This window comes from SAR324 cluster bacterium (assembly GCA_029245725.1).
GTDB lineage: Bacteria > SAR324 > SAR324 > SAR324 > NAC60-12 > JCVI-SCAAA005.
On sequence record JAQWOT010000390.1, the window covers coordinates 15,203 to 39,889 of the forward strand.

26 protein-coding genes are annotated in these 24,687 nt (G+C 48.7%); 5 read left to right on the top strand and 21 right to left on the bottom strand.

Going from position 1 to position 24,687, the window contains the following annotated elements; genetic code table 11:
- Window positions 1-101 precede the first annotated feature (101 nt).
- Window positions 102-1,796 carry a HAMP domain-containing sensor histidine kinase gene (locus tag P8O70_21470; protein ID MDG2199411.1) on the top strand — a complete coding sequence of 565 codons (1,695 nt, stop codon included), beginning with the start codon at window positions 102-104 and terminating at the stop codon, window positions 1,794-1,796.
- 109 nt (window positions 1,797-1,905) lie between these two features.
- Here the strand turns inward: P8O70_21470 and P8O70_21475 are convergent, their stop codons facing one another.
- The 12 genes from P8O70_21475 to P8O70_21530 form a co-directional block, all read right to left on the bottom strand.
- On the bottom strand, window positions 1,906-3,246 hold the full coding sequence (locus P8O70_21475; GenBank protein MDG2199412.1) for a TldD/PmbA family protein: 1,341 nt from the start codon (window positions 3,244-3,246) through the stop codon (window positions 1,906-1,908).
- A complete protein-coding gene (locus P8O70_21480; GenBank protein MDG2199413.1) occupies window positions 3,246-4,625 on the bottom strand; it encodes a TldD/PmbA family protein in 1,380 nt (459 codons plus the stop codon). Before P8O70_21480 ends, P8O70_21475 begins: the two co-directional genes overlap by 1 nt.
- 107 nt (window positions 4,626-4,732) lie before the next feature.
- Window positions 4,733-5,605, bottom strand: coding sequence for a DUF4743 domain-containing protein (locus P8O70_21485; protein MDG2199414.1), 873 nt, complete (start codon window positions 5,603-5,605; stop codon window positions 4,733-4,735).
- A 2-nt stretch (window positions 5,606-5,607) separates the two neighbouring features.
- A complete protein-coding gene (locus tag P8O70_21490) occupies window positions 5,608-7,071 on the bottom strand; it encodes a nicotinate phosphoribosyltransferase (protein ID MDG2199415.1) in 1,464 nt (487 codons plus the stop codon).
- Between the two features lie 7 nt (window positions 7,072-7,078).
- Window positions 7,079-7,639 carry a transcription antitermination factor NusB gene (gene nusB, locus P8O70_21495; GenBank protein ID MDG2199416.1) on the bottom strand — a complete coding sequence of 187 codons (561 nt, stop codon included), beginning with the start codon at window positions 7,637-7,639 and terminating at the stop codon, window positions 7,079-7,081.
- A gap of 48 nt (window positions 7,640-7,687) precedes the next feature.
- Entirely contained in the window at window positions 7,688-8,599 is a 912-nt protein-coding gene (gene dapA / locus P8O70_21500) for a 4-hydroxy-tetrahydrodipicolinate synthase (protein ID MDG2199417.1), read from the bottom strand.
- A gap of 21 nt (window positions 8,600-8,620) precedes the next feature.
- Window positions 8,621-9,070, bottom strand: coding sequence for a hypothetical protein (locus tag P8O70_21505; protein MDG2199418.1), 450 nt, complete (start codon window positions 9,068-9,070; stop codon window positions 8,621-8,623).
- Complete coding sequence (locus P8O70_21510; GenBank protein ID MDG2199419.1) at window positions 9,067-9,891, bottom strand: pentapeptide repeat-containing protein; 825 nt, start codon at window positions 9,889-9,891, stop codon at window positions 9,067-9,069. The genes P8O70_21505 and P8O70_21510 overlap by 4 nt, the downstream gene beginning before the upstream one ends.
- A gap of 3 nt (window positions 9,892-9,894) precedes the next feature.
- Window positions 9,895-11,514 carry a FapA family protein gene (locus P8O70_21515; GenBank protein ID MDG2199420.1) on the bottom strand — a complete coding sequence of 540 codons (1,620 nt, stop codon included), beginning with the start codon at window positions 11,512-11,514 and terminating at the stop codon, window positions 9,895-9,897.
- A gap of 45 nt (window positions 11,515-11,559) precedes the next feature.
- Window positions 11,560-12,324, bottom strand: a complete 765-nt coding sequence (locus tag P8O70_21520; protein MDG2199421.1) for a pseudouridine synthase — start codon at window positions 12,322-12,324, stop codon at window positions 11,560-11,562.
- Window positions 12,325-12,328: 4 nt separating this feature from the next.
- Window positions 12,329-13,060 carry a ribonuclease III gene (rnc, locus tag P8O70_21525; protein MDG2199422.1) on the bottom strand — a complete coding sequence of 244 codons (732 nt, stop codon included), beginning with the start codon at window positions 13,058-13,060 and terminating at the stop codon, window positions 12,329-12,331.
- A gap of 86 nt (window positions 13,061-13,146) precedes the next feature.
- Window positions 13,147-13,506 (bottom strand): hypothetical protein, encoded by a 360-nt coding sequence (locus P8O70_21530; protein MDG2199423.1) that lies wholly within the window; start codon window positions 13,504-13,506, stop codon window positions 13,147-13,149.
- Window positions 13,507-13,525: 19 nt separating this feature from the next.
- Between P8O70_21530 and P8O70_21535 the strand changes: the two genes are divergently transcribed.
- The 4 genes from P8O70_21535 (at window position 13,526) to P8O70_21550 (ending at window position 16,062) form a co-directional block, all read left to right on the top strand.
- On the top strand, window positions 13,526-14,290 hold the full coding sequence (locus tag P8O70_21535) for a TatD family hydrolase (protein MDG2199424.1): 765 nt from the start codon (window positions 13,526-13,528) through the stop codon (window positions 14,288-14,290).
- Window positions 14,256-15,539: a multiheme c-type cytochrome gene (locus P8O70_21540; protein ID MDG2199425.1), complete on the top strand. Its 1,284-nt coding sequence runs from the start codon at window positions 14,256-14,258 to the stop codon at window positions 15,537-15,539. Before P8O70_21535 ends, P8O70_21540 begins: the two co-directional genes overlap by 35 nt.
- Before the next feature lie 123 nt (window positions 15,540-15,662).
- Complete coding sequence (locus P8O70_21545) at window positions 15,663-15,851, top strand: hypothetical protein (GenBank protein ID MDG2199426.1); 189 nt, start codon at window positions 15,663-15,665, stop codon at window positions 15,849-15,851.
- 1 nt (window position 15,852) lies between these two features.
- The gene (locus P8O70_21550; GenBank protein MDG2199427.1) at window positions 15,853-16,062 is read left to right on the top strand and encodes a hypothetical protein; all 210 of its coding nucleotides are present in this window, start codon (window positions 15,853-15,855) and stop codon (window positions 16,060-16,062) included.
- 102 nt (window positions 16,063-16,164) lie between these two features.
- Here the strand turns inward: P8O70_21550 and P8O70_21555 are convergent, their stop codons facing one another.
- The 9 genes from P8O70_21555 to P8O70_21595 all read right to left on the bottom strand — a co-directional run.
- Complete coding sequence (locus P8O70_21555) at window positions 16,165-17,133, bottom strand: hypothetical protein (protein ID MDG2199428.1); 969 nt, start codon at window positions 17,131-17,133, stop codon at window positions 16,165-16,167.
- A gap of 19 nt (window positions 17,134-17,152) precedes the next feature.
- Complete coding sequence (locus P8O70_21560) at window positions 17,153-17,848, bottom strand: hypothetical protein (GenBank protein MDG2199429.1); 696 nt, start codon at window positions 17,846-17,848, stop codon at window positions 17,153-17,155.
- Entirely contained in the window at window positions 17,812-19,956 is a 2,145-nt protein-coding gene (locus P8O70_21565; GenBank protein MDG2199430.1) for a dynamin family protein, read from the bottom strand. The genes P8O70_21560 and P8O70_21565 overlap by 37 nt, the downstream gene beginning before the upstream one ends.
- On the bottom strand, window positions 19,949-21,118 hold the full coding sequence (locus tag P8O70_21570) for a hypothetical protein (GenBank protein ID MDG2199431.1): 1,170 nt from the start codon (window positions 21,116-21,118) through the stop codon (window positions 19,949-19,951). Before P8O70_21570 ends, P8O70_21565 begins: the two co-directional genes overlap by 8 nt.
- A gap of 49 nt (window positions 21,119-21,167) precedes the next feature.
- Window positions 21,168-21,686 (bottom strand): molybdenum cofactor biosynthesis protein B, encoded by a 519-nt coding sequence (gene moaB, locus P8O70_21575; GenBank protein ID MDG2199432.1) that lies wholly within the window; start codon window positions 21,684-21,686, stop codon window positions 21,168-21,170.
- 54 nt (window positions 21,687-21,740) lie between these two features.
- Entirely contained in the window at window positions 21,741-22,289 is a 549-nt protein-coding gene (locus P8O70_21580) for a hypothetical protein (GenBank protein ID MDG2199433.1), read from the bottom strand.
- Window positions 22,290-22,299: 10 nt separating this feature from the next.
- Window positions 22,300-22,713, bottom strand: coding sequence for a hypothetical protein (locus tag P8O70_21585; GenBank protein MDG2199434.1), 414 nt, complete (start codon window positions 22,711-22,713; stop codon window positions 22,300-22,302).
- A complete protein-coding gene (gene mnmE / locus P8O70_21590) occupies window positions 22,703-24,073 on the bottom strand; it encodes a tRNA uridine-5-carboxymethylaminomethyl(34) synthesis GTPase MnmE (protein MDG2199435.1) in 1,371 nt (456 codons plus the stop codon). The genes P8O70_21585 and mnmE overlap by 11 nt, the downstream gene beginning before the upstream one ends.
- A 22-nt stretch (window positions 24,074-24,095) precedes the next feature.
- A partial coding sequence (locus P8O70_21595) for a flagellin (protein MDG2199436.1) occupies window positions 24,096-24,687 on the bottom strand: 592 nt, incomplete at its 5' end.

Here is a 24,687-nt window from a genome sequence, read left to right on the forward strand (position 1 = left end):
TTTTCTAAGAGTTGTTGTCGAACACGGCAAACTATACTAAAGTGTCTAAGTGTCAACTTATTGTGATTATTATTAATTTGTAATCCTGACTGATGAATTCGATGCCCAGCTTGCTTGAAAAACTCCGACGCCAACCGCTGAATCGACAGCTCAGCTTATCGATCTGGATACTCTTCATTGGCACTGGAATGCTGTTTGGATGCGGTCTCTACCACTACATGGAGGACATCGCTGAGGAGAATTTTCAGCAGAACCTTGGGCAGGATAAACTACTTGCCCAGATTTTCCTACAGAACCAACTCAACGAGTTTACTGATGAAACACAGGGCATCGTCAACACCTACAATTTCCTACTGGAAGTCACGGCCGAAGATCCAGACCGCAACCGCTCTGTCTTGAAAGCGATGTTTGCAAAGCTGAAGGAGTCTCCGGGATTTCTTTGGTTTTTCGATAATACTTGTCAACTTCGGACTTCCTACAGCAGTACCGGAGAGTTCCCAGTACTACCCAATCTTTGTGAAGAGGCTGGAACACTGCTAAAGTCCAGCGAAAATTCTCAACAAGCTTTCCTGCTTGCACACCATATCCTGCAGGACCGAAAGGGTCTGCCTTATGGCCAATTACTGATTGCCAAAAAGCTTGATCTGCAAGAGTGGGAGCAGCCATCACAGGTACTCCAAGTCTCTGCTGATCTCGTACGCCCTACTATGGAGCCGTTGACAACAGATACTTCAGATGGTTTCCGAATTCACAGTCTACCTGTACCCACCACCCGCGATTTCTATCTGAATCTCTTTTATGACAACAAGCGACTTGAAGCAATCGCTATCAACACCACTGCGGTTGCCATGCTCGTCTTTCTGATGATGGGGCTCATTCTTTATCTTGGTGTGAGGCTGGTTCTTGAGAAAACCATCACAGGGCCAACCAACCAATTATTGGGGGATGTGCGGGCATTTGTGGAAAACGATCATCAGGTTCCTCTACGTAAGCAGCAATCCCAGGAATTGGATCAACTCTACCAGGCAATTCATGAGATGACGGTAGCCATCCAGGAATCTCGTAAGCGGCAACTTGATCAATTAGAGGAACGACTGCAAATGCGTTCCAAGCTGGAGATTGCAGACGCATTGGGTCACATCAGCCATGAAATCAATCGCTACCTTGGTGCAATCCGCATCTCTGCAGAGTTTTTGCGGCTACTTCCTGACCAGGACCCTAAACCTCAACTACTGCAGATTGAAGCTTCCGTCGACAAGTGTGCAGCAACGCTGAGAGAGGTGATGCAGGCCTGCCGCTCCGGCCAATTGGGATCCTTCAACCTCAAGAAATTATTGAAAGAGCAACTTCCTCTTTACCAGTCCCAGGAGCAGATGCCATTAAGGCTGGACTACTTCACCAACGTGGAAGAAGTCTATTTTCCCCGCAGCTTGATCAGCAGTTTTCTGGAAAACTGCATCCAAAATGCAGCAGATTCCATTCGTCAGGCTCAGCCCGCTTCCTCATCCATCCGTATCGAAGTTGGAGAATACTTCCAACAGGATCGTCCTTTCCTGCGTATCAGTGTCTATGACAATGGGACTGGTATTCCAGTAGACACAATGGACCAGCTCGGTAAGCAGTCCGTCACCTCGCTCAAGGCAAGCGGAAACGGCTTTGGTCTCTATTCCCTGAACAACCTGCTGGAACGGCATGGAGCAGTACTGCACTTCACTAATCTGCAAGAGGGAGGGGCGATGATTCGCCTGGTCTTCCCACTGGATTTAACCCCAATTGATCCAAATCTGCGCAACTAAGGATCACGCCAGCATTTCTCAAGAAGAATCGTGCGAAATTACTAGAAAATGGGAAAGAGGAACTTCTCAAAGAAGCAGAGAAGTTCCATACAAGGAATGGGAGGACTTCTCAGCCAGAGATGGCGAGTCCGTCCAGTAGCATTGGTGGTGCGAAGACCTTGCTGAGGTAAGGCTGGTAGCAGTTGCCCAAACCTTGAATTTGGCCGAGTAGATCAAAGAAATTTCCGGCAATCGTGATACTGTCCACGGGTTTTACTCTCTCGCCCTTTTCCAGCAGGAAGCCCTGCACACCAATAGAAATATCGCCACTGATAGAGTTGCAGCCTGCTGCTCCTTCCAAGCTGGTCACCAACAGAGCTCGCTCAGGCTGTTGGCAGAGTTCCTCTAGAGAGTAGCTTCCCTTCTCCATCACCAAATTGTGTGAACCCGTCCCGATACCGCTATTGTAGCTACGCCGCGCGTGACCAGTGGATGTTCGCTGCTCCTTACTTGCCGACTCCACATGGTAGAGAAAGTTTTCAAAAACTCCCTGGTCCACGAGTGAGAGCTTCTGAGTCAACACTCCCTCCGAATCGAGGTGAGAGGAACCACACGCTCCAGGAATATGTGGATCATCATACAAGGTGACGTTCTCTCCAGCGATTTTCTCTCCAAGGCGTCCTGCCAATCGAGAAGTACCCTTCTGTGCAGCATCTGCGTGAAAGGCTCGAAAGAACATACCCAGCAATTGAGGAGCACAGTACTCATCCAGAATCACTGGCATCTTGCAGTTCTGAATGCTCTTGGCTCCCAACAGAGAAGTTCCCTCCTTCACCGCTTTTGGGCCAATGGCCGCTGCCTCTGCACGGTTCCAGTCTCGCATCTGCCAAAACCAGAAACCTGTTTTGCGAGACTCTCCCTCCTGTAGCAAGGCCCCACAGTAGGTTGTTGCGCTGTTGGCTCGTTGTCGATAGTGCGTCCCCTTGGAGGTTCCAAGAATCCATTCACCTGATTCCCGAGACACTCCCAGATAGGGAAGTGTAACCATCCGTTGGTCCATTTGCTTGGCGGTAGCTTCGATCTCCAAACCTACCTCAGCCAACTCTTCAAAGCTCAGTTGCTCCAACTCTGGGTTGTAAAGCTGCAGGGCCTCTGCTGCAGGAACATCCTCTGCAGGATCCGGCAAGTTCACTTCTAACTGATCCTGTAATTCTGCATTTTCCAGTGCTTCATCCAGCACACGGCGTAGCGCTGATGCTTCTAAACGTTCGGTGTAGGCTAGCCCTGTCCGCCCATCGAGCAAGACTCGCACACCCAAGCCCAAGCTTGTCGATTGATCAACCTTCTCCACCTTTGCATCACGGATCTTCAAGCCCAGTGATTCTCCACGCTCCACGAGAACATCTACTTCTGCCAATCCACTTTGCCGAGCAAGGCCCAGAACATGTTCAATAGCCGCTTCCGGTTGCATCAGCGCCCTCCTACAAGGATCGAGTCGATCTTGAGGGTAGGCTGACCAACTGTGGTCGGAACCATCCCACTAGAAGCACCACAGATACCCGCGGCCAACTCCAGATCATCAGCAATCATCGAAATCTTGGGGAGCACTTCGTAGCCCTTGCCAATCAAGGTTGCTCCACGCACTGGCTCTGCTACTTTTCCCTTGCGGATGATGTAGCCTTCCTGCACTGCAAAGTTGAATTCACCTGTTCCCGGATCGACAGAACCACCACCCAGTTTCTTGGCATAAAGTCCGTGATCGACGGAGCGGATAATGTCCTCAATCTTGTCCGGTCCCTTGTCAATGTAGGTATTCCGCATTCGGGAAACTGGCGCATACTTGTAAGATTCTCGCCTTGAAGAGCCCGTTTGAGGGACCCCTACCTGGGCTGCCCCCACTCGATCACTGAGGTACTGCTGAAGCACCCCATCCTTGATCAACACCGTTCGCTGCGCTTCGTTGCCTTCATCATCAATATTTAGCGAGCCCCAGGCGTTGGCAATCGTGCCATCATCCACAGCTGTCAACACTGGACTGGCAATTGACTGGCCTAGTTTACCCGTGAATGGTGATGCATTCTTACGAATGGCTTCTGTTTCCAGCGGATGCCCACAAGCTTCATGGAAGATCACACCACCAAACCCATTGCCCATTACAACCGGCATGACCCCCCCATCGATGTAACCTGCACCTGCCATGCGCAGTGCTGTTTCGGCTGCTTCTCGGGCCAGCTTCTCCAGATCGACTTCTTCCAGAAATTCATAGCCTCCCAGCACTCCTGGTGATTCAGCACTACCCTGGGGTCCATCTCCAGTATCCGCAATCGCAGACAAGCGAACTCGCATATATTGTCGGCTGTCTTCTCGGAATAGGCCCTCACTGTTGGCGATCAACATTGAACGCTTCTTCTCAACAATCGAAGCACTGACCTGCCGAATCGCTTCTCCATGGCTGCGTGTCAACTGATCCAAGCGGCGGAGCAACTCGACCCGATCCATCTTGCCTACTTTTTCAGGGCTCAGTCGAATTCGGTGCTGGTCGTTGACCGGAGCCCGTCGCAAATCTTTTGGAGTGACCCGCTCTTCTCCACGCTTGGAGCGCGCCAGATTTTCTGTCAATTGCAGCAGACCGGCCGGATCTGGATCAGAGCTGTAGCCATAGCAGGACTCGTGACCAAACAATAGGCGGATTCCGATGCCATACGAATTCCCCGAATTGATCTGATCGATCTTACGATCCAGCAGATCCAATGAACGGGAAACTGAGTCCTCGATGAATACTTCGGCAAAGTCGGCTCCTTGGCGGAGACCATGTTCCAGCACTTTAGCAATCGTTTGGTCGGCAAGCATGGCAATTCTCGAAAGATTGGTTAGAGAAAATGAAAGCTATTGTGACCTGTGAGTTCAGCGGGACACAAGAGGAAAGACTCCCAGCCAATGAGGAAGAAGGTCTTGGTTCAAGCTGGAGTAGGGCTACGGCGCAGTCCCTCGACTAATTCAGCATAGTAGGCTTGATCCGCATGAAGGACACCATGTCGCACTAGAAAGTCCAAGACTACCAGGTTACAGTTGGTCTTGATTTCATCTGTTTCTGCTACCAGATGCACCACCTCAGCGATCGGCATCAGTTGGAATTCTTCCACTTCTCCGTCCTGATTACAGGGTTGAAAAGTTTCTGGAAGTTCCAAGTCGTAGGTGTAGAGGATTTCGCGCCTCAACTGTCCCTTGGAGTTGTGATGGCATAGCGTCACTAGTCCTACAGATTTTAGCGTCTCTGCCAGTGTCATTGGGACTCCAGCTTCTTCTTGGCATTCTCGCTTCATGACCTGCTGAGGGCTCTGGTAGGCAGTCATCCCTCCAGCAACCATTTGATCCAACTTACCAGGATAGCGTGGTCGGTTCCTCGCCCGTCGAGCCATCCAAAGCCAGATTCCATCAATACGCTTCACAAAGCCATTGAGATGAACACCAAGGTTCAGTACTCCCAGTAAAGCTGTTGCACTTCGCTCCACACTGAACAGGGGAGTTCGCTCATCATTGCTAATCAGGTAATGCTCATCCCGCCAACCGGTGATGTGTCCTTGATCGCGCCATTGTCGCAGAACTGCATCCAGCTGAGCCGATCTTTCTTTCGGTGATGATGGTTCGCCCAGCAACACGACATACTCTGATTCAACCGCAAAGAGTTCTGGTGACTGTTCGAACAGCGGGAGATCTTCTGGACGAATCCAACCGACCTTGTATCCAGCAACATAGAAAGGTCGAAATTGATTCAACTGATATTCGTGGCACCGTTGAACCCAACGGAGCAGGGGGCGTAGTTCATCCATTTTCAGTTCGCATGACGTGACCGGTTACGGACCTCCAGGGTCAGACGAGTGCGTAAGTCGAAGAGCCCACGCTCCATGCCCACAGGATATTCATGGGGATTGACCGTACGCAGTACCGCGTTATGGAAACCATTCAGCTGTGACTGTACTCGCTCACGGATACTGTTCAAGAATGGCAGCTCCTGGACAGCTTTCCCTTGCCGGAATACTGGCTGCAATAGGTCTTCCCAGTTTGCTTCAGACTCAAAATGTCGCTGGCGGGTGATGTCGAAGGGATCCACCATTGTACAGGGGATGTCGAATCCCTGCTGCACATCGTAGATCATATCAGCAGCATAGTGGCCGTTCTGTCGATATCTTCTGACTTGCTGAATGCCCGGAGTGGTCAGTTTGTTTGATTGCTCAGCAATCTTGATCTTGTACTGCCAGTCTTTACCTGGATCTCGAATTGCTCCCATCTTGTAGACACCATCAAGCGCCGGCTGATCATAAGCAGTAACAAGCTTAGTGCCGATTCCCCAAGCATCGATCTGGGCTTGTTGGAGTTGCAGAGAATCCACAACAAATTCATCCAAGTCGTTACTGGCTAGTATCTTCGTTTCCTGAAAACCGTTCTCATCAAGCATTCGCCGAGCTTCCACACTGAGGTAGGCCAGGTCTCCTGAATCTAGTCGAATTCCAGCCAATTCATGGCCTTGCACTCGTAGTTCTCGCCCAACTTCAATTGCGTTCTGAACTCCTCGCAGCGTTGAATAGGTATCGACTAGCAACACTGTGTTATTGGGCATCACCTTAGCGTAGGTCGCAAAGGCTTCACGTTCATTGTCGAAGGACATCACCCAACTGTGCCCCATCGTGCCTCGGACTGGGATCCCGTAATGTTTTCCGGCGAGAACATTCGATGTCGCCACACAGCCACCGACATAGGCTGCTCGACTGGCAGCCAGGGCACCATCCGATCCTTGTGCGCGGCGTAGTCCAAACTCCAGCACAGGCTTGCCCTTTGTCGCAATACAGATACGAGCAGCCTTTGTAGCAATCAGTGTCTGGAAATTGACGACATTGAGAATGTGGGATTCCAGCAACTGACACTGAATCAACGGTCCCTGAACACGCAACAAGGGCTCATACGGGAAGACCACCGTTCCCTCGGGAACCGCATCCAGATCACAGACCAGTTCCATCTCCTCAAGGTACTTCAGAAACGGCTTTTCAAACAACGGCTTGCCATCACTGCCCTCTAGAGTTGCCAGATAGGCTAGGTCAGAGTCGGTGAAGCGAAAATCTCTGAGATAATGCACCACATCCCCCAAGCCACAGGCAATCGTGAACCCACCCTTGAAAGGAGCGGTACGAAAAACCATATGGAAGACGCCTTCTCGATTTTGCAGACCACTCTTCCAGTAGCCGTAAGCCATGGTAATCTGGTAGAGATCCGTGCGCAGAGCAGAAAATTCAGACAGCATGCAGAGTTCAGGAGTTTGGTTCTGCGGATTCCAGTGTGGTTTCTATGGGAGGTGTTTGAGTAGAGTCAACCTGAGGCTGGCGCTGCCGATCGTAGACTTTCTGGAGAACACTGTTAACAAAGCTCTTAGTCTTTTCATCAATGAAAGAGTCTGTCAATTCCAATGCCTCATTGATCACAACCCGGTGTGGCACTTCGTTCGCCTGAAAAAGCATCTCGTACACTGCCAGTCGAAGGACGTTACGAGTCAGCACAGAGAGACGGCCTAATTTCCAGCTCTCTAGATTGTGCTTGATCACACGATCCAGTTTCTTGCGATGGAGGGAGGTACCCTGTATCAGGTTACGAGCGAATTCAAGAGTTTCCTGTAGCTTCTTGCCGAACTCCTGGTGCTTCGCATCCATTTGTTCCGTCGCGGACTTGTCTTCCTTGAGACGACTACGGAAGTGTTCCCATTCATCCTGACGAGTTCTGGCGAGGAAGGCATCAATTAGATCTAGTTCTGTGGTCTTGTGGATTTCCAGCTGATAAAGGCCTTGCAGGGCGATCTCACGGGCTTTGTGGCGCATCCTACTTTCTCGTGACGAGTTAGCTCGTACTAGTAAGTTCTAGGGGACTCAGGCGACAAGTTGGAAGTCTTCGTCACGCAGTAATTCGAGGGAGGGACCAACCAAATCACCAGACTCAAACTGCTGCAGCAAATCCATTCCAGTCTGGCGGAGTTTGGTGTCCAACGGGACATAAGGTAGTCGAAAGACCGGTTTGGTAGCACCAGTCATTGCCAGAGCCGTGTTGACTCCGATCGGATTAGGATGGACAAACAGCCAGTTCATCAAGGGTTCCAATCGGTCAGCCAGGGTTGAGTCTGGCTCATCCATCAAGCGGCGCATCAAGCCAGGCACTACGTTGGCGGTGACAGAAATCACACCATGTCCACCACAACGGTGTCGAGCTTCCCATGCCTGATCGTCATTACCTGACCAGCAAGCGATTCCTTCTTTTTCATAGGCTGCAATTCGGTCATTCCCTGCGCATTCCTTAACACCCAACAGGTTCGAATGTTTAGCCAATTCATGAATCAGTTCTGGAGGCAGGTCTTGTCCAGTGCGAGAGGGTACATTGTAGATGATGGCGGGGCCCAATTCCAACACCCGCTGAAAGTGCTCTTTCAGCCCTGTTGGGTTGGTCTTGCCGTAATAGGGATTGATCTGCAGTGAGGCGTGCATCCCTGAAGCAAAGCCGTATTCAGTGGCCTTGAGTGCTTCCCGCGTGTTGTTGCTTCCGGTATTGCCAATCACCTTCAGCTGATCTCCAAAAAAATGAACGGTGTGAGCAATCAACATCAGTTGCTCTTCCCAATGCATCAAGTGGCCTTCTCCAGTAGTACCACCAACTACAATTCCCTCAACACCGCGTTTGATCTGTTCCTGCAGCAGAAAGTCATAGGTTGCTAGGTTGATTGATCCATCAGAACAGTAAGGCGTCTTGATTGCGGTCATAAGGCTGGCTGCCAGCAAGTCGGCTTTCATGGTTTGTTTTAGGAAAGAGTTTTAAGGAGCTTTTTGAAGATTGGATTCGTAGTAACGAGTGTATAGCCCAGCTTTCTCCGGAAAGCGGATGCCATAGACGTTGCTGCGCAATTCTGGTCGAAAGAAGCTATTTTCAACTAATCCAACCCAATCATGCGTCAAGTGTTTGGGAAGATTGATCTGTACACGCTCTCCTTCTTGAAAGCGAGGATTGATCGGTTTGGGCATTGGACAAACTGTCTCTCTATTGGAGGTATCTCCATAACAGATCCAAGAAGCCCGAATGATCACGCCAATCCGCTGGGGACCTCCATTAACCTGAATAAAATCACTTGGTGAAAACGAAGTAATGATAACCCGAGAACGATCATTGATACGATCAAAAATCTCTAGTTCGTAGGCCCGATACTCCGCATGAGCCGTACCAATGCAAAGAAGGGTGAGCGCCAGCCATCCTAGCAACCGTTTCATTGAGTCACTCCCTCCAGGTTGGCTCCCTTCATCAGAGTCCCCTGCGTCTCGGCACCAGTCAAGTTACTGCCCTGCAAATCTGATTGCAGAAAGCTGGCTTTGTTGAGCTTAGCATTCGTAAATACTGCTTCCTTACCATTCACATCGCAGATCAACGCATCTTCCAGATTGGCTTCGTTGAATTGTGCTTGAAACAGCTTTGCCTTGTAGAAATTGCTACCCTTGAGCATCGCTCTATTGGCTGAGACGACTGTTAGATCACAGAAGCTGAATGAGGAATTAGCAAGCACTGCCTGCTCCAAAGATGCCGCTGTCATTAAGGAACCCGTGAAGTCTGCCTTGGTAGCCATCAGTCCTTCGGCTTCCACCAATGAGAAGTCACAGAGTAGGAACTTGCCCCGCATCAGATAGGCTCCGTTCAGCCGAGCTTGGGAAAAGCTCGCTAACTCAGCATTCACCTCAATCAGAATCACTCGTTCCATCCTGGCGCCGCTGAAGTCGGTACGCACCAGTGATGAGGAACGGAAACTTGTCTCACCCAAACTGGAATTCTGAAGATTGGTACCGTCCAGATCGCAGTTCTCCAGCGCAGCTTCACGCATGCTCGCCCCACGCATATCGCAACCACCGAGGATACAAGCCTCAAAACGAACTGCGTCTAGTACAGTGCTCAAAAAAGTGGTGTCGTTGAAGCGGCATCGTCGAAACACACCACCTGCCAGAGACATCCCATCCAGCTTTAGGCTACTCAGGTTCAGATCACGCAGGGGTTCCCGACGACGGATTCGGCGTTCAATTTCATCTCGGTTGATATCCGCCATGGCTCACTCCTCCGGCAAGTCGATCAAGTACTTCTGGTAAAGTTCCAGAACTGGTTCGTAGGGCCGTGTCTGCACGCCATTCTGAGAAAACTGATAGGCCATCCCTTCTGCATCACTAACCAGATTGAATCTTGTTCGGCGTACAAAGATTGATGTTCCAGCGATAGCTTTGCCTGTCAGAATGACTGCACCTCCATCCATTTGCTCACTGATATCGCTAATCCGCTTGAAGCCTCTGATCTCTCGCATGTAGCGATGAGTCTTGCTCACCTTTTGGGCTATTTCCTCTCCAAGAGGAGCCAGGTCTTTCTCATCATTTCCAGTAGGCTTCCCTTTACCCCAACGACGCACGATCGAATCCACTTCTTCACGTTCTTTACTGAAGTCCGCAACCAGTGATTTGAGTTCATCTTCACGTTCTCGGATCCGCTTCCGCTCACTCAGTGAAATGCCAACCTCCAAGGTTGATTTCTTAGCTCCTTCCTGAGCTCCAACACTTGGAACCAAGACCACGTATCCCCCTTCAATCTTACTTCCAGCAACGTCTCCGTCCTTGTTCAGGATGCGCACACACTCTCCACCACTTACAGTCGAATCCGTGATATTCCCCAGCACAAACAGGTGCTCTCCAGCTGTGACAGTAGCCTCCATCAACTCATTAGCACTAAAGGAACCTCCCGCTTGAATCGTTCCTTTCAAAACATTCTGCTGTACATGTATGTCACTGGTCGCCCGCACCACCGACTGTCCAATGGAGCCACTGACCTCAATACGGAAGGCTTCCACGCGGCAACTGTCTCCAATGTTACCCTTGACCTGCAAGACCCCGTCAAATCGAACAACACCCGCATGGATATTGTCGACTGTCTTGAGGTCATGAACATGGAGGGCACCATTGTGGTAGCAGACCACTCCATCCTTATCAGCCACAATTTCGTTACGTGCCGTACCATAGCGTGCATTCTGTCCAGGCACCAATTGGCAGATACGTCCTGGAACGGCACTGATCGCCCGTCCCTTGACAGAGTATCCATCATCACCATCGGTCGGTGCGTATACGCGTGCCAGGACTTGTCCAGCCTCAACCTTCTGCATCATCGGCACGGTACGCAGATCAATCCCCGAAAGATCATCATAACCTGAGCGATCCATGAAAGTCAGTTCTGGGGTTCCGTTTGTACCGTTGCGAGCTCGGCCACCCTGAGCTACACAGATGAAATCATAGTAGCTCTGCTCATCAATCATCTTCTGTACAGATGTCGTATTGAGGCCTTGCACTACGTCATGCTGCTCTAGAAAATGCTCGACCTCCTCAATCATGACAGTTGCATCGTCCGCAGCTGGTGGAATCAAATTTAGAAATGCGCTCTGCTCATCATGACTGATTTCCACCTGCATCAAAAATTTGCCACTTGTCAGGTCACTGAGTTCCTCGAAGTTCCCTGTGCTCCGTTCGTAAATTTCTAGTAGGCGTTCCGGTAGATAGGGCACATCCATAACGTGCAACTCACGCTGGATATCGTCCAAATTGGCGACTTCAGCCCCAACCAGCTGTGGTGGAACACGCAACAGCAACCGGTCATCAACAACTGCTAATTTGTAAAGTTCCTTCTTTTTTGCCACGTCAGTTTACAATCAAGATAGGGAAGAGGCGAATTGTGTGATTCACTAACTAGGATTACCAGCAAGATCGAGCAGTTGCTGGCGTTCTTCCTTGGAGAGAATCCGATGTTCTCCAGGTCGTAAGGTCCCCAGATCAATACTGCCAATCCGAAAGCGCTTAATCTTGAGCACCGGATAGCCCAATCCAAGGAACATTTTCTTAATTTGCTGGTTTGTGCCTTCGTGAAGAATCACTTCCAGCCAGGTTTTGCCATTACGCTGATGAAGAATTTTGCTCTGGACTGGCATGTGAGAGCGTCCATCAATCACAGGTCCGCGACGCAATGGTTCCATATCTGAAACCTGGATCAGACCGCGTACTTTCACGAAGTAACTCTTAGCGATCTTGAAGCGCGGATGCATAATGCGGTGAGCAAATTCACCATCGTTTGTAAGTAGCAGCAATCCTTCTGCGTCGTAATCCAGACGACCCACCGGGAAAAGGCGCTGCGACTTGCGGGGGAAGTAATCAACGATCGTTCGCCGACCTTCCGGATCGCTCAGAGATGTGATGCAATTCTTGGGCTTGTAGAGTGCGTACACCTTGCGCTGTCCGACTTCTGGAAGCCGAACCTTCTTTCCGTCAACCACCAAATGGTCCCGACCTGGGACCATTCGTTGACCCAACTCCGTGACTGTTTGACCGTTGAGGCTAACTATGCCCTCAAGAATCATCTTCTCTGCAGCTCGTCTGGAAGCGATACCAGCCTGGGCCATCACTTTCTGAATTCTAACCGCAGCATTCTCAACTACTAGAGGAAGACTTGTCATGCTTCTAGCTTGCGGAGGACGCTTGGTCAACGAGGGTTTCGAGAGCTTGCTGGGCCGCTCGCTGACCCGCTTGTTTTTTGCTTTTACCTGTTCCACGACCATATACTTTCTGTTCTACCAAGGCTGCCATCTCGAACTCTTTCTGATGATCAGGTCCGGTCTGGTGCATCAACTCATAAGTAACCAGTACACCAAAGTGCTTCTGGACATATTCCTGTAATTCTGACTTAAAATCCCTCACAGCGACATCTTCGACCCGACCCGGCAACACACTGCTGAAGAGTTTGTAGACGATTCGCGTCACCTCTTGCAGTCCCTGCTTTTCTCGGCTATCCAAATAGATCGCAGCAAAAAGTGCTTCGACGGCATCTGCCAACAGTGATGCTTTCTCACGCCCGCCCGTCATTTCTTCACCTTTGCCCATCAGTAGAAACTGGCCGAGCTCCAGCGAGTTTGCAATCCGGCGTAACCCACTCTCGTTCACCAGAGAAGCACGCAATTTCGAAAGACCACCTTCCGACAACTCTGGGAATCGATCCATCAGCAATTCACTTATCAGCAGATCTAGTACCGCATCTCCCAAAAATTCAAAGCGTTCATTGTTCTGTTGAGGACTCCTGGCGTTGCCATCGTGAACACAAGATTTATGAGTTAGTGCCTGCTTCAGCAGTTCAGGTCTGCTGAACTGATAGCCGAGTCGATCACAGAGTTCTTGCGTTGGAGCTTGGGGTGGCATTCCGATCTCCTGAACGATTCACTTTTGGTGATGGAGGGAGTCCTAAGGCAGGTCAAGGATACCAAGCTGACACGGCAAGAGTGCACTCAGCGCGGTCGCTGGCACCAAACTCGAACCGTCTGGGGACTATACATCCCGAGCGTCAGATAGTGAAAGGCTCCATCTGCGGCTGTCTGTTTCACTTCCGTCTGGGAGACTCCACCCGGACAGACAGTGCGCAGGGCACGCGCTTCTTCCAATTCGGTCGTCGCAAACAAGGTACTGATCTGGCTTACCACGGCATCGGGCTCAGGAGGTTGCTCACTAGCTTCCAAATAGAGATGAGTTTGATAGCAGCCGCTGGTACCCAGCATCAAGATGACACTGAAGATTGTGGTCTGTTTTGCATTGACCATGTGAAGATGATCTTTGTAACGTGGGAAGCCTATTTGACTAAAAATTTCCATCCTAGTGATCTTCCCTGTGATGACAAGTTTTATCGATACCCATTGCCACCTGGACAAGCTCGCACTTTCTTTACCAGACGCCCTTACACAAGCTAAGGCCGCCCAAGTGAACAAATTGTTGACGATCTCAGTAGATTCAGAATCAATCAGCTTTGTGGCTGAGACAGCAGCAAATCATGAGGAGGTCTATGGAGCTCTGGGCATCCACCCGCATGATGCCGGTCAATACAATGATACTATAGCAGAGCAAATTCGTGGCCTAGCCAATCGGACAGAAATTGTTGCTGTCGGAGAAACTGGCCTCGATTACCACTACATGTATGCAGAGAAAGAGGTTCAACAAGCTGCCTTTACCGCCCAATTACAGCTTGCTGAAGAACTGCAACTTCCGATTGTCCTTCATAGTCGTGAAGCAGAAGATGACACCATGGAGCTTCTGCACAAGTACCCTCCCAGTCGAGGTGGAGTGGCTCACAGTTTCACTAGTTCTGCCAAGATGGCTCATCAGTTGGTAGAAATGGGTTGGCTGCTGGGAGTCAATGGCATCGTCACCTTTCGAAATGCCCAAGAGCTGCGAGACACTCTGAAGCAAGTCCCCTTGAGTCATCTGATTTTAGAAACGGATTCTCCTTTTCTCAGCCCTATTCCCCATCGAGGCAAACCCAACGATCCTTCTCGTATTCCCATTGTAGCCAGCTTTCTCGCAGACTGGCTAGAGATCCCCATTGAACAACTTGCAGAAGAAACCAATGAAAATGCTCAGCGTCTCTTCGCTTTCTCTTAGAGGTACCCGCTTCCTGCTTGGTCTATTCGGAGCCTTTCTACTTGGGGCAACTCTGGTACATGCTGCACCCTATCTAGTGGTCTCTGGCGATTTGCGTGGTGAGATCAAGCCTTGTGGCTGTGCAGAGGAAGGAGATATGGGTGGACTCCAGCGTCGAGGGACTGCACTGAGTAATTGGCGCTCAGAACACTCAGATTTGCTGTATCTGGATTTGGGCAATAATTTTCCCGAGCCCTCTGCTCAGGGAAAGCTGAAATTAGACTTGATTCAACAGGCGCTGAAACTACTAAAACCAGCTGCTATTCTTCCAGGACCTCACGAATGGAACTATGGTCAAGTAACCTGGGATACTTCCTTGCCCTATTTGCTCAGCAACGCTATCGATTTACCTTGGTCTCAGGTCATCAGTCTGGACATTGGTGGAGAGCGTTGGGAGATCTGGGGCTACGTCACACCCAATTTGCTCTACCAGAACGAAAATGATCTACCTAACGTTGTTCCGGTCAGTGATGCACTGATTCAACAGTGGCAATCCCAGAGCAAACCAGGAACCAAGCGATTGCTGCTCTTCCGAGGTACATCTTTAGAAGCAGATAGATTTCTGCAGAGCGATTGGTTCGATCGAATTCTTGTTGGTAGCACCAACGATGATGAGTTGAATCAGGTCACAACATTTACAACAGCAGTTCAGCCCTTGCAGATGATACCCACCAAAGGGCAGGGACTCTATCATGGCTTCTCTTCAAGTGATCAGTTAGATATTCGCTGGCTCCGTCTGGATACTGCTAATTGGGAACCCCTCACCCCACTGTTCACAAACTATGATCAAGAGGTCAAACAATTATTCCTAAGTGGATTAAAGCGGATGGAGCAACTGCAACAGGAAACACAATTTGTTGGAGCTGCAGCTTGTACCACCTGCCATACTCAAGCTCATCAAAATTGGGAATCCAGTCGACACAGCCGTGCGTTAGCCACCCTGACAAGAGTGGGTAAGGACTTTGATCCTGAGTGCTTGCAGTGCCATGTTGTTGGGTTCCAAAAGAGAGGCTTTCTCAGCAATCAACTCACACCTCAACTTGCTAATGTTCAGTGTGAAAACTGTCATGGATCTGCCCAAGAACACATCAAGAATCCACTGAACCACCCACCACTAGATGCCCGACAAGTCTGTGTGAACTGTCATGTCGGCAGCCATTCTCCCAGTTTTAACTTCTCGACTTACTGGCCTAAAATTCAGCACAAGTAGATTTCCTATTTTTGGCACACCCTCTGCAGGAAGTAGAAAAAATGATCGAAAACAAGCCCGCGGTTCGATCTTTAGATGCACGATTTCCCGGGTCCCTGACGTAAACCGAACAAGGAGGTTAGGATGTCACTGACTTTGCGAGAGATGGTTGGCAAACTGGAAAGCCTGACGCGTCAACAACTGACGATATCACAAGGCTTGGATGTGCTGGAAGAGCAGGCCAAAACCTGCAACGAACTACTGATTATCAACGTGATGCGTGACGCATTTTACGAGACGATGTTGGAAGAACAATTAGTGAGTGGAGCTTGAAGTGTTAGTAGAAGGTGTGCTTGACGGAGGTTCTCATTCATTTGCTGGACAAATGCACCCAACTTGGCTCGCTGACCGAGATCAACGCTTTGTTCAGTCAATTACAAGAGATAGTTCTGATGCCGTCGGTATTGGAATGATTGATTGCTTTGATATAGCTAGTGAACAGAAATTTGAGTTTGAATCCGTTGTTCTCTGCATCAACGGATAATCGGTCTCACTGAGAACCTTGTTCCACTGAAAATGTAAGTTTGCGCAGCCGATTCTGGTCGAGGTTCACTTCGTTAGGTAAGTGTACAGATAGCCAGAATTACTAGTAGAAGGTGTAGGTGATCGCTGCTCTCATCAACACCCCACGTAAGTGAACACGTTCTGGCACTTCTGTTGACATGTAGAAAGCATCAAAATCTTCTTGAGGAATTGGACCCATTCCACCCGCGAAGGGATTATCAATTACCTCTGCTTCCCCCGTAAATAAAAAGTCTAGATTGAAGCCATAATTTTCTCCATTCACAGCTAGACCAGCACGCTGAAAAAATGTTGTTCCCTGTGAAGCACTCAATTCAGAAACAGCTTCACCTCCCAAGCCATAAGTATCCCCCCAAATTACTGGATCACCAAGAAGAGCGGTTTTTCGAATTCCTGCCCTGAGAGTACTCTCAATGCGCATCAATCCAATGCCAAAGAAAATATCAGTACTTCTTGGCTCTGGCATTCCAGTCAAGTAAACAGAACCTCCAAAAATATAGTAGTGGGAACGCAGTCGAATCAGTGGATAAATCGCACTATTGTTTTCTTTCTGTGGATTTTTCCCTGATTGATCCGTTAGATAGGTCTGGGTATAGCCTCCCATTACACTAACTGCAGATTCAGCGAAACCAAGTTGGAAAGGAACAATATATTCGATTGAGAAGGGAGGTAAGCTATGAAGAATTTGTTCAACCTCACTTTCCACTTTTTCATGACCGTCAACGTCTCCACCCATTAACAACATCTTCTCGTAGTTCCAATCTACCGACAGATTCCGAGCTCCACTTCCCCCATCAAATCCTCTGAATCCGGTCATTTGGTAGAAAACATGATCTTTTCCTTCCCGGAAAGTCAGCACATCGAATTCAAAAAAACTCAATCGATAGATGCCACCCATACTACCAGGTTGAGCCTGCTGGTTCTGCTGTTGTTGCTCTTGTTGCTGGGCAGAAGCTAACCCAATCATCATACCGATCAGGCAGGTGAAGGATACCAGAACTTGCCGCAGCATTTGGTAGAGTGAAGACAGCATCGTATTTGTCCGTCAGGATTTAGGGGACTTTAGGAAGGGACTTTAAAACTTGTTCCCAGTGCTTGGCCCGCTGAATCGTTGGATGGTCAAAATCCTGATTAAACGGTCGGCTCATCAACCAAACCCAAGCCTCGGGAAAGCTCTCTTTCACATCAACACAGTTCCGTGGGTGATCATCCACGAATAGGATCTGTTCTCCATCCTGAACCAGATCAGCAATCACCTGAGATTTTGTACGTGGTGGTTGCTCATTGAATGAGAGAAATCCACCTGGGTGCACTGACTCAAAGTGGTATCCCACTTGGCTTAGATTCTCGCGTCGAGCGTCCATATGTTCAGGCGGAATGTTGGTCACGAAATGCACGGGATATGCCCCAAAAACCTCGTTAAACCTAGGTGCAGGGACTAAACTTTCCAACTCTCGAAAGGCATTACTGTTGACAAAATACTCCCAACCTTCGAGTTGCTGTTGTTCCGTCAGAAGTTCGCTGAAATCCCAACGGGTAGTTTGAAAATTTTCGGGGAGATCCAGTTGAAAGTAAGCACTAATCACCCGTAGATAAGCACTCTCAAAATCCAACACCACTCCGTCTACATCAAAAAAACAACGTAACATCCGTGAAGCCTCCTCATCCGATTGATTTTGAAATTTTTGGGACTGACTCTTTTCTAGCAAAGCTATTTGGGCAGCAACCTGATGTTGAGTTTTTCCCAATTACTCTGCCATTGCACCAGCAAAGGCATTAGTTGCTTTTGCTCAGAGCGTAATCTCTCCAATTGTTCTAGCACACCACTCAGGTCTGCTTGGCAACCTCGAGCTGATTCTTGCCAACAAACCAAAATGGTGTCTAGCAGTTGTTGAGTCCCAGACCAAAGATATCGATATTTTAAATTTTCCTGATAATTCAACACATCAAAATTTAAGTTCTCTCGCAACTGTCGTTCTAACTCACGCTGGCTTTGCTGATGAAACTCTGCCTGAAGATTTTGCTCCTTATGCCATAGAGAACGAACCCAGCTCCGACCATAAAGTAACCAACTACGCAGTTGCTCCGGAGTTTGAAACGCCAACGTAGTCGTAAATGAAATCGGTTCAATCTCTGGAAATTGCCAGTAGACTTTAGGGTTTTCAGTAGATAATAACGAATCCTTCCGCAATCTGCTCTGAAGTTGGTACTCTCTTTGTTGTAGTTCGTCTAGAACCTCAAAGAACGGTTCTACGGCTTGATTAATCAGCATCGTTATTTCACTGCATAATCTTGCCATTTCTGGCAACAGGGACACGTTGATTTCATCCACGACCCAATGCAGCAGTTTTTCTCGAACTTCTTGCACCCAGAGCATGCTTTGTATGCTTGGTGAGAAGTTATCCTTTGGTGGTGTCAGTTCCACTTGCCTGAGAAATCGATCCAAACTGCTCCAAATCTTGCCTTCTTGGCGGTCAAACAACGCCCGAACACCATAGTCAATATGCTGCCTCCACTGTTTCTCTCCACCCTTCAGAGTATGCTGCAGATTTTGTTCATGATAGTGCAAATATCGCTGACGATGCTGGAGTTCGCTTTGCCATTCTTCCCAGTCTAGGGTCTCCGTAGAAAGCGTTGCCTGCAGCCGCTCAACAAATTCGGACACTTGGCGATGCAATCTATGCCAATGACTCCATTCTCCGACTAGTAGCGTCTGTGATTGATGATGTACCAACCGCAGCTTCAGTTCCTCCTGAAATACTTTCCAAGCACTTGTACTGATCTGAAAAACAGGGTGATCTTGCCAAAATTCGAGTTGCTTTTGTTCACGATTTGTAAGTTCTAACTTACGTTGCAACAACAAATGCAATGCTGAGAATGTAAAATAGTGAGGCTGTTGCCAACCACATTGACGCAGGTCTCGCAGAATCTGCTCTGTAATGCGATCTACATCGGCTTGTTCCTCATGCTCGTTGAGATCTAAATTGATTACAAAGATGATCTGATCCGCCAAGCCAAGTTGATGTAGGTTACGCAAGAGACGTACATCTGCTTGACGAATCCCAATTCTGGAACTGACTACATAGATGAGCAGGTTGCTACGTGAGGCATATTCCTGCACCTGCACAAAATGGAAGGGGTTTGGTGAATCACTCCCTTGACAATCCGCAATCTCAGTACCTTGCCAAGTCCAACCCGGTTCTTCTAACAGGAGATCTTCCAAAAAAACCGCCCGAGCGTCTTGCTCAACCCAAGCTTGATGCTGATAACTTTCTTTACCAGACCAAGTTTGCACCTGCGTTGAATTACTGAGGTAGCCAACAGCCGCAGAATAGCCGACTAAGCACGCTCGCAGGAAAGCGCGTTCCTCACCAAAATGAGATGTGTCTTCTGCAACAAGTTGTTCATCCAGCCAGTGAAGCACAGACTGACGTTCTGAGGCATGATCTAGTTCGCAGGAAGGTAGGGATGAATCTGAAGATTGTAAGAAAGCTAGGGCAGCTTGAAATTGGCGATCAAGTAACGATTTGGATTTGAATCTCAAATGTGCTCGACTGATCTCTCCAGGCTGAATTCGAGTGACAATCGAAGTGAGAATGCCAGCCCCACGGCGGAGGCGATCTGCCCCCAACAAGGCATTAAGTAGCGTGGACTTACCAGATTTGACAGCGCCCAATACAGCAATACGGACTCTTGCTTGCTGCAGCCTTGCTTCTGCATGCTGCAAGGTCTCCTGCCAATGGCGTAGTTGGGGAGCATCCTTCCACTGAAGTAGCTCAGCCAGTTTTTCTAATTGGGAACGTGTTTCAGCAAGAGGGGGGAAAAGCAAGAGCCCCGACGAAGAATCGTCAGGCATCAATAGAAGGACCAGACTGGCGAAGTTGCAAATGATAAGAACGGATTTTTAGAACAGCACGACCGGCTACTTGACGTACTTCTGAGACAGGGATGCTCAGAGCAAATGCGATGGATTCCAACGATTGGCGATCCTCTCCAAACCCTAGGTAGCGTCTTGCAACTTGAGCTTCCAACTCGTCAAGCAAGTCCGCAAATTCTGAAAACTGGCACTTCTTTTCCTGATCCCATCCGTCTTCTACATCATCAGAATCTACAACGGGTGTTTCTAATGTAGACTCTGCTTCTGCTGGAGCCATCTCTTCGAAGATATCAACTTCAATAGATTCTTCTTCTACTGAAAACTCATTAGAGACTTCTTCTTCATCTTCCAACTCATCGAAGAGCATCAAATCTGCTTCATCATCTTCGAGTTCCACAGAATTTCCAGGAACTTCCTCAATATCATTTATTTCCTCCTGACTTTCTAGTTCCTCTTCCTCTGCTGCACTTGCATCGATAGAGAATGAAGTAGAAAACTCTGTTTCTATCAGAAGTTCTTCTTCATGCTCCACAGAAGAGGTTTCCTCAGCAACTGGCGGAGTTTCTACCTCGGAAGTTTCTGAAATAGCCTGTTCTTCTAGCAGGTGTAATCGTTGCTGCAGTTCCTGTTTTTCTTCCAGTATCCTCTGTAGTGAGCGCTCTTTCTGCAGGAGCAGTTGCTGGAATTGATATGCTTGTTTGAGCAGTTCTGTTTTTTCGCGACTATTGGAATCTAGTTGCTCCTGCAACAAATCTGCACGACGCTGTGTTTCTACAAAGCGCGCTTCCCAACTTTGTAGTTCTTTTTGGCTGGACGCTTCCCGCTCAAGATACTGCAAACGCTCTTTCTGCCATTGCAGGCGTTCTTCACTCAGACCTTGTAACTGCTCACGAACCTGTTTGAGTTCTTTCAGTTCTTGTTCAACAAAAGTTAAGGCTACCCCGCTACTGTTAGTTGCAGTTGTATTGGTGTCACGTCGGCGTGAGTTGCTACGCCGCTGTTTTCGGATCTGCTCAACCTCCTTGGCAGTGAGCCCAATCCGTCCTTCTTTTTTCTTTTCAATTTCAAGGCGCTTGATCCAATTATCTAGAGCAGCGCGACTGATTCCAAGTTGTTCAGCGGCTTCTGAAAGTGTCAGCATAGTCTAATCTCTGTGACTCTGGGGAAAGACTTTGCAGTTTCAGCAAGTATCATTCCTTGAGGCGTGGGATCAACTCTGCAAAGTTACAGGGGCGGTGACTTGCGTCTAACTGAGAACATAGAATTTTTTCCCAGCCTAGTCGACAAGCTCCTGTTGAACCCGGCAAGCAGAAAAGATAGGTCCCGTTCGCCACTCCTGCAACTGCCCGGGATTGTACGGTGGATGTGTCAATTTCCTGAAAGGAGAGATAGCGGAAGAGTTCACCGAAACCCTCAATGGTTTTGTCAAAGAGGGGAACCAGTGCTTCTGGTGTCCCATCTCGCCCCGTCAAACCTGTCCCTCCCGTAGTCAAAATAATTTCAACACTTGGATCAGCAATCCAATGGGAAACGACCGCCCGGAGTTGGTAGATATCGTCAGGAATCAAATTACGAGCGATTAGCCGGTGCCCAGCTTGCTGTAGTTGTTCGCTGAGATAATCACCGGAAGTATCATTGGCTACAGTACGAGTGTCGCTGACAGTCAATACTGCGATTTGGAGGGATTGAAATCTAGCATCTGACGACATGGAATTCTCCAAACATTGATCTCATGTGTGAAGATGGATTGTCGTCAAAGCATCTCACAGTTTGGAATGGGAAGCAACGCCTTCTACATGCTGCTCATGCTGCTGGAAAGGACGAGCCAATCCGTTGGCCATCTGATTTGAGTGTAATTGCTTTGATTCAGAATGGCCCAAATTCTCTGCTGCAACCTCAGTGGTTAAGGTAATAGTAGAGCGCGAGGCGAGGTCCTCAATAGTCCGCTGACGCCGTTGCGCGTTGCGTTCTCGTAGTTCCTGAAGTCTGCGAACTCGATCTTGAAGCTTGGGGATGGCGGGTGGACTGATAGATGGTATGTAAGGTGGGTCTAAAAACTGTCCTGCTCGACGCTGTTCTGCATAATCAATGGCTGGGTCTGGGACCTGGAAGTCGCTAATGCGCTCCAAAATATTTTTTGGAGTGATTCCAGTGTCAACGGTTGAGTTAGCTGCAACGTATTGCTGAGCTTCACGGCGTGCTTCGGTGGTCAAGCGAGTTGGATCAGAGGAACCAAAATGAACATGATTGCCGCGTCGTAGACGATGCCAACGTTCCAGAATATGCTCTACATGATTGACTGTCAGCCGCATTGGATGATCCTTAGAAAATAGTCTTGCGACGTCGCGGTTGTAGGCGATTGCTTTTTACCGCACCATAACTCAATTGCTGGAGCAAGGTTTTGATTTCAGTAATTGTCACATTACGTTCTTGAGCAACACGTCTTGCGAATTCTTGCTCAGCTCTACTGATTTTTTCTAGCAAACGCTGTAAGCCCTGGGGCTCCAAAATTTCATCTAGTTTAGTTGGGAAACTTTGATCCCAATCATCTAATAGTGAGTCGATACGCTGCAGGTCCTCAAGACAATCTTCTTTTTCTTCTAGCAGCGGTAAGGCATCATCAAGGTGTGACAACGCCAGCTGCTGTTGCGCTAGCACATCCCATCGCCGCAACAGTGCGCGTTTTTTCTGTAGCAACAACATTCCATCACTGTGCTGCAGCCTATCATTTGCCAATACAGAACTCCGCGAAAACCCGACTCAGCAAATCATCTGCTGTCGTTTGCCCAACGATATCACCAAGTGCGTTTAAGGCTCTCCGCAGTTCAGCAGCAACAAATTCTTCACCTGTACGCTGCTGAAGAAGATTTTGTGCTATTTCCAAACTCTCCGATGCTTTTTCGGCTGCTGCCTGTTGACGCAGATTTGTCAACCAAGATTCTTCCAAAGGCGGAACATTTTCTGAAATGCTGTTGTGGTAGAGAGCTTCTTCCAGTTCCTCTAGTTTTCCTGCCTGATGGACTGAAAATGGAATCCATCGAGATTGAATGCTATCTTTCCATTTCGGCAGTTCTTGGTCCCACAGATCTGCTTTTGTAGCCACAATCAGTGAAGGCTTGTCTTCAACTTCTGCTAATAGTTCTTGATCTTCTGCCTGCAACTCCTGGGAACCGTCGAGTAGCAACAAAACAAGATCTGCTTGCTCAATAGCTTTTTTTGTTCGCTCTACCCCTTGCTTTTCTACCAGATCTTCCGTTCGGCGTATTCCCGCAGTATCGCTGAGCCGAAAAGCCACTTGGTGAATTTCTAAGGACTCTTCAATTATATCTCTAGTTGTACCTGGAACTTCCGTAACGATCGAGCGATTTTCACGTAGCAAGGCATTCATCAGCGAAGACTTGCCTACGTTTGGCCGACCACAGAGGACTACATGCACACCGTTTCGCAGCAAACGCCCTTGCTTACCTTTCTGCAACAGTCCTTCCAATTTGCCGAGTAAGGACTGGAGTCTGCACTCACAATCAGTGTGACCAGTGAATTCTTCGTCCTCATCTGGGAATTCAATCCAAGCTTCAATCAACGAAGCAATCTGGATGAGTTCTTCCTGTAGTTGCTGAATGGTCTCGTATAGCCGTCCTCTTAGCTGTTGGGCGGCGAGTAGGACCGACATTCGGGAGTCTGCATGGATTAAGTCAGCAATCGCTTCTACACGAGTCAGGTCCAGTCGTCCGTTGAGAAATGCGCGGCGAGTGAACTCTCCGGGTTCTGCCAGTCGCACACCCAGCATCAGAATTTGCTGCAACACCATCTGGAGCATCTGAGGACTGCCATGGCACTGCAATTCAACAACATCTTCTGCAGTGAAGGAATGTGGCCCGCGCATGACACCCAGCATTGCTTCATCAACTAGTTGTCCCTCTATATTCAGCCAACCATGTCTCAGCTTTCTATTCGGTGATTCCGCAACCGTTCCACCATGACTTGGCTGAAAAATGGTTTCTACCGAAGTGATTGCTGTAGAACCACTGATACGAATTACGCCTAATCCACTGGGTTGCAGTGGTGTGGCAATAGCGACGATAGTATCAGCGAACATACCTGTCTAACCAGGCCTTTCCCTAGGACTGTGACTGAACTAAATGCAATAGATTTCTGGGCAGTACGTTCGCTTGTGCGGCTTGTGCGACTGCGAACTGATTCATGATTTGGAGGCGTGTGAATTCAGCAAGTTCCATCGCCACATCAGCATCGCGTATTATCGATTCAGCGGCAGACAAGTTTTCTGCATCTAATCGAAGACTAACCAAGTTGCTTTGCAGGGCCGAACGCTGTAAAGCACCTAACTCTCCACGTGAACTAGCAATCTCACTGATCGCTTTATCTACAATGCTGATCGCAGATGCTGCACCCGATGGAGTACGAACGTCAACCTCTGCCAAACTTGAACCTCCATCCTCAGAACTACCAACCCCCAATTTGTCGGTGGTAATGTTTGGCAAAGCCAGCTTGAGAGTATTGTCTTTGTTAGCACCAATCTGAAATTCCAATTCTGGGTTTGTTCCATTCAATAATGGCTTGGACCCAAATTGCGTGTTCTGAGCAATTCGATCGATCGAACTCAGAGCATTCTGAATCTCAGACTGTGACGCTGCAACAACTAACTCATTATTCACACCAGTATTTGCTGCAGCAACTGCTCGTTGACGAATA

Bases quoted from the DNA above. Each gene is read 5' to 3' on its own strand.
- P8O70_21530 (MDG2199423.1), bottom strand. From the start codon at position 13,506: ATGGAAATTTTTAGTCAAATAGGCTTCCCACGTTACAAAGATCATCTT.
- P8O70_21545 (MDG2199426.1), top strand. From the start codon at position 15,663: ATGTCACTGACTTTGCGAGAGATGGTTGGCAAACTGGAAAGCCTGACG.
- P8O70_21490 (MDG2199415.1), bottom strand. From the start codon at position 7,071: ATGCTGTCTGAATTTTCTGCTCTGCGCACGGATCTCTACCAGATTACC.
- P8O70_21485 (MDG2199414.1), bottom strand. From the start codon at position 5,605: ATGGATGAACTACGCCCCCTGCTCCGTTGGGTTCAACGGTGCCACGAA.
- rnc (MDG2199422.1), bottom strand. From the start codon at position 13,060: ATGCCACCCCAAGCTCCAACGCAAGAACTCTGTGATCGACTCGGCTAT.
- P8O70_21480 (MDG2199413.1), bottom strand. From the start codon at position 4,625: ATGCTTGCCGACCAAACGATTGCTAAAGTGCTGGAACATGGTCTCCGC.
- P8O70_21470 (MDG2199411.1), top strand. From the start codon at position 102: ATGCCCAGCTTGCTTGAAAAACTCCGACGCCAACCGCTGAATCGACAG.
- dapA (MDG2199417.1), bottom strand. From the start codon at position 8,599: ATGAAAGCCGACTTGCTGGCAGCCAGCCTTATGACCGCAATCAAGACG.
- P8O70_21540 (MDG2199425.1), top strand. From the start codon at position 14,256: ATGAAAATGCTCAGCGTCTCTTCGCTTTCTCTTAGAGGTACCCGCTTC.
- P8O70_21535 (MDG2199424.1), top strand. From the start codon at position 13,526: ATGACAAGTTTTATCGATACCCATTGCCACCTGGACAAGCTCGCACTT.
- P8O70_21505 (MDG2199418.1), bottom strand. From the start codon at position 9,070: ATGAAACGGTTGCTAGGATGGCTGGCGCTCACCCTTCTTTGCATTGGT.
- P8O70_21565 (MDG2199430.1), bottom strand. From the start codon at position 19,956: ATGCCTGACGATTCTTCGTCGGGGCTCTTGCTTTTCCCCCCTCTTGCT.
- mnmE (MDG2199435.1), bottom strand. From the start codon at position 24,073: ATGTTCGCTGATACTATCGTCGCTATTGCCACACCACTGCAACCCAGT.
- P8O70_21475 (MDG2199412.1), bottom strand. From the start codon at position 3,246: ATGCAACCGGAAGCGGCTATTGAACATGTTCTGGGCCTTGCTCGGCAA.
- P8O70_21555 (MDG2199428.1), bottom strand. From the start codon at position 17,133: ATGCTGTCTTCACTCTACCAAATGCTGCGGCAAGTTCTGGTATCCTTC.
- P8O70_21580 (MDG2199433.1), bottom strand. From the start codon at position 22,289: ATGCGGCTGACAGTCAATCATGTAGAGCATATTCTGGAACGTTGGCAT.
- P8O70_21510 (MDG2199419.1), bottom strand. From the start codon at position 9,891: ATGGCGGATATCAACCGAGATGAAATTGAACGCCGAATCCGTCGTCGG.
- nusB (MDG2199416.1), bottom strand. From the start codon at position 7,639: ATGCGCCACAAAGCCCGTGAGATCGCCCTGCAAGGCCTTTATCAGCTG.
- P8O70_21570 (MDG2199431.1), bottom strand. From the start codon at position 21,118: ATGCTGACACTTTCAGAAGCCGCTGAACAACTTGGAATCAGTCGCGCT.
- moaB (MDG2199432.1), bottom strand. From the start codon at position 21,686: ATGTCGTCAGATGCTAGATTTCAATCCCTCCAAATCGCAGTATTGACT.
- P8O70_21520 (MDG2199421.1), bottom strand. From the start codon at position 12,324: ATGACAAGTCTTCCTCTAGTAGTTGAGAATGCTGCGGTTAGAATTCAG.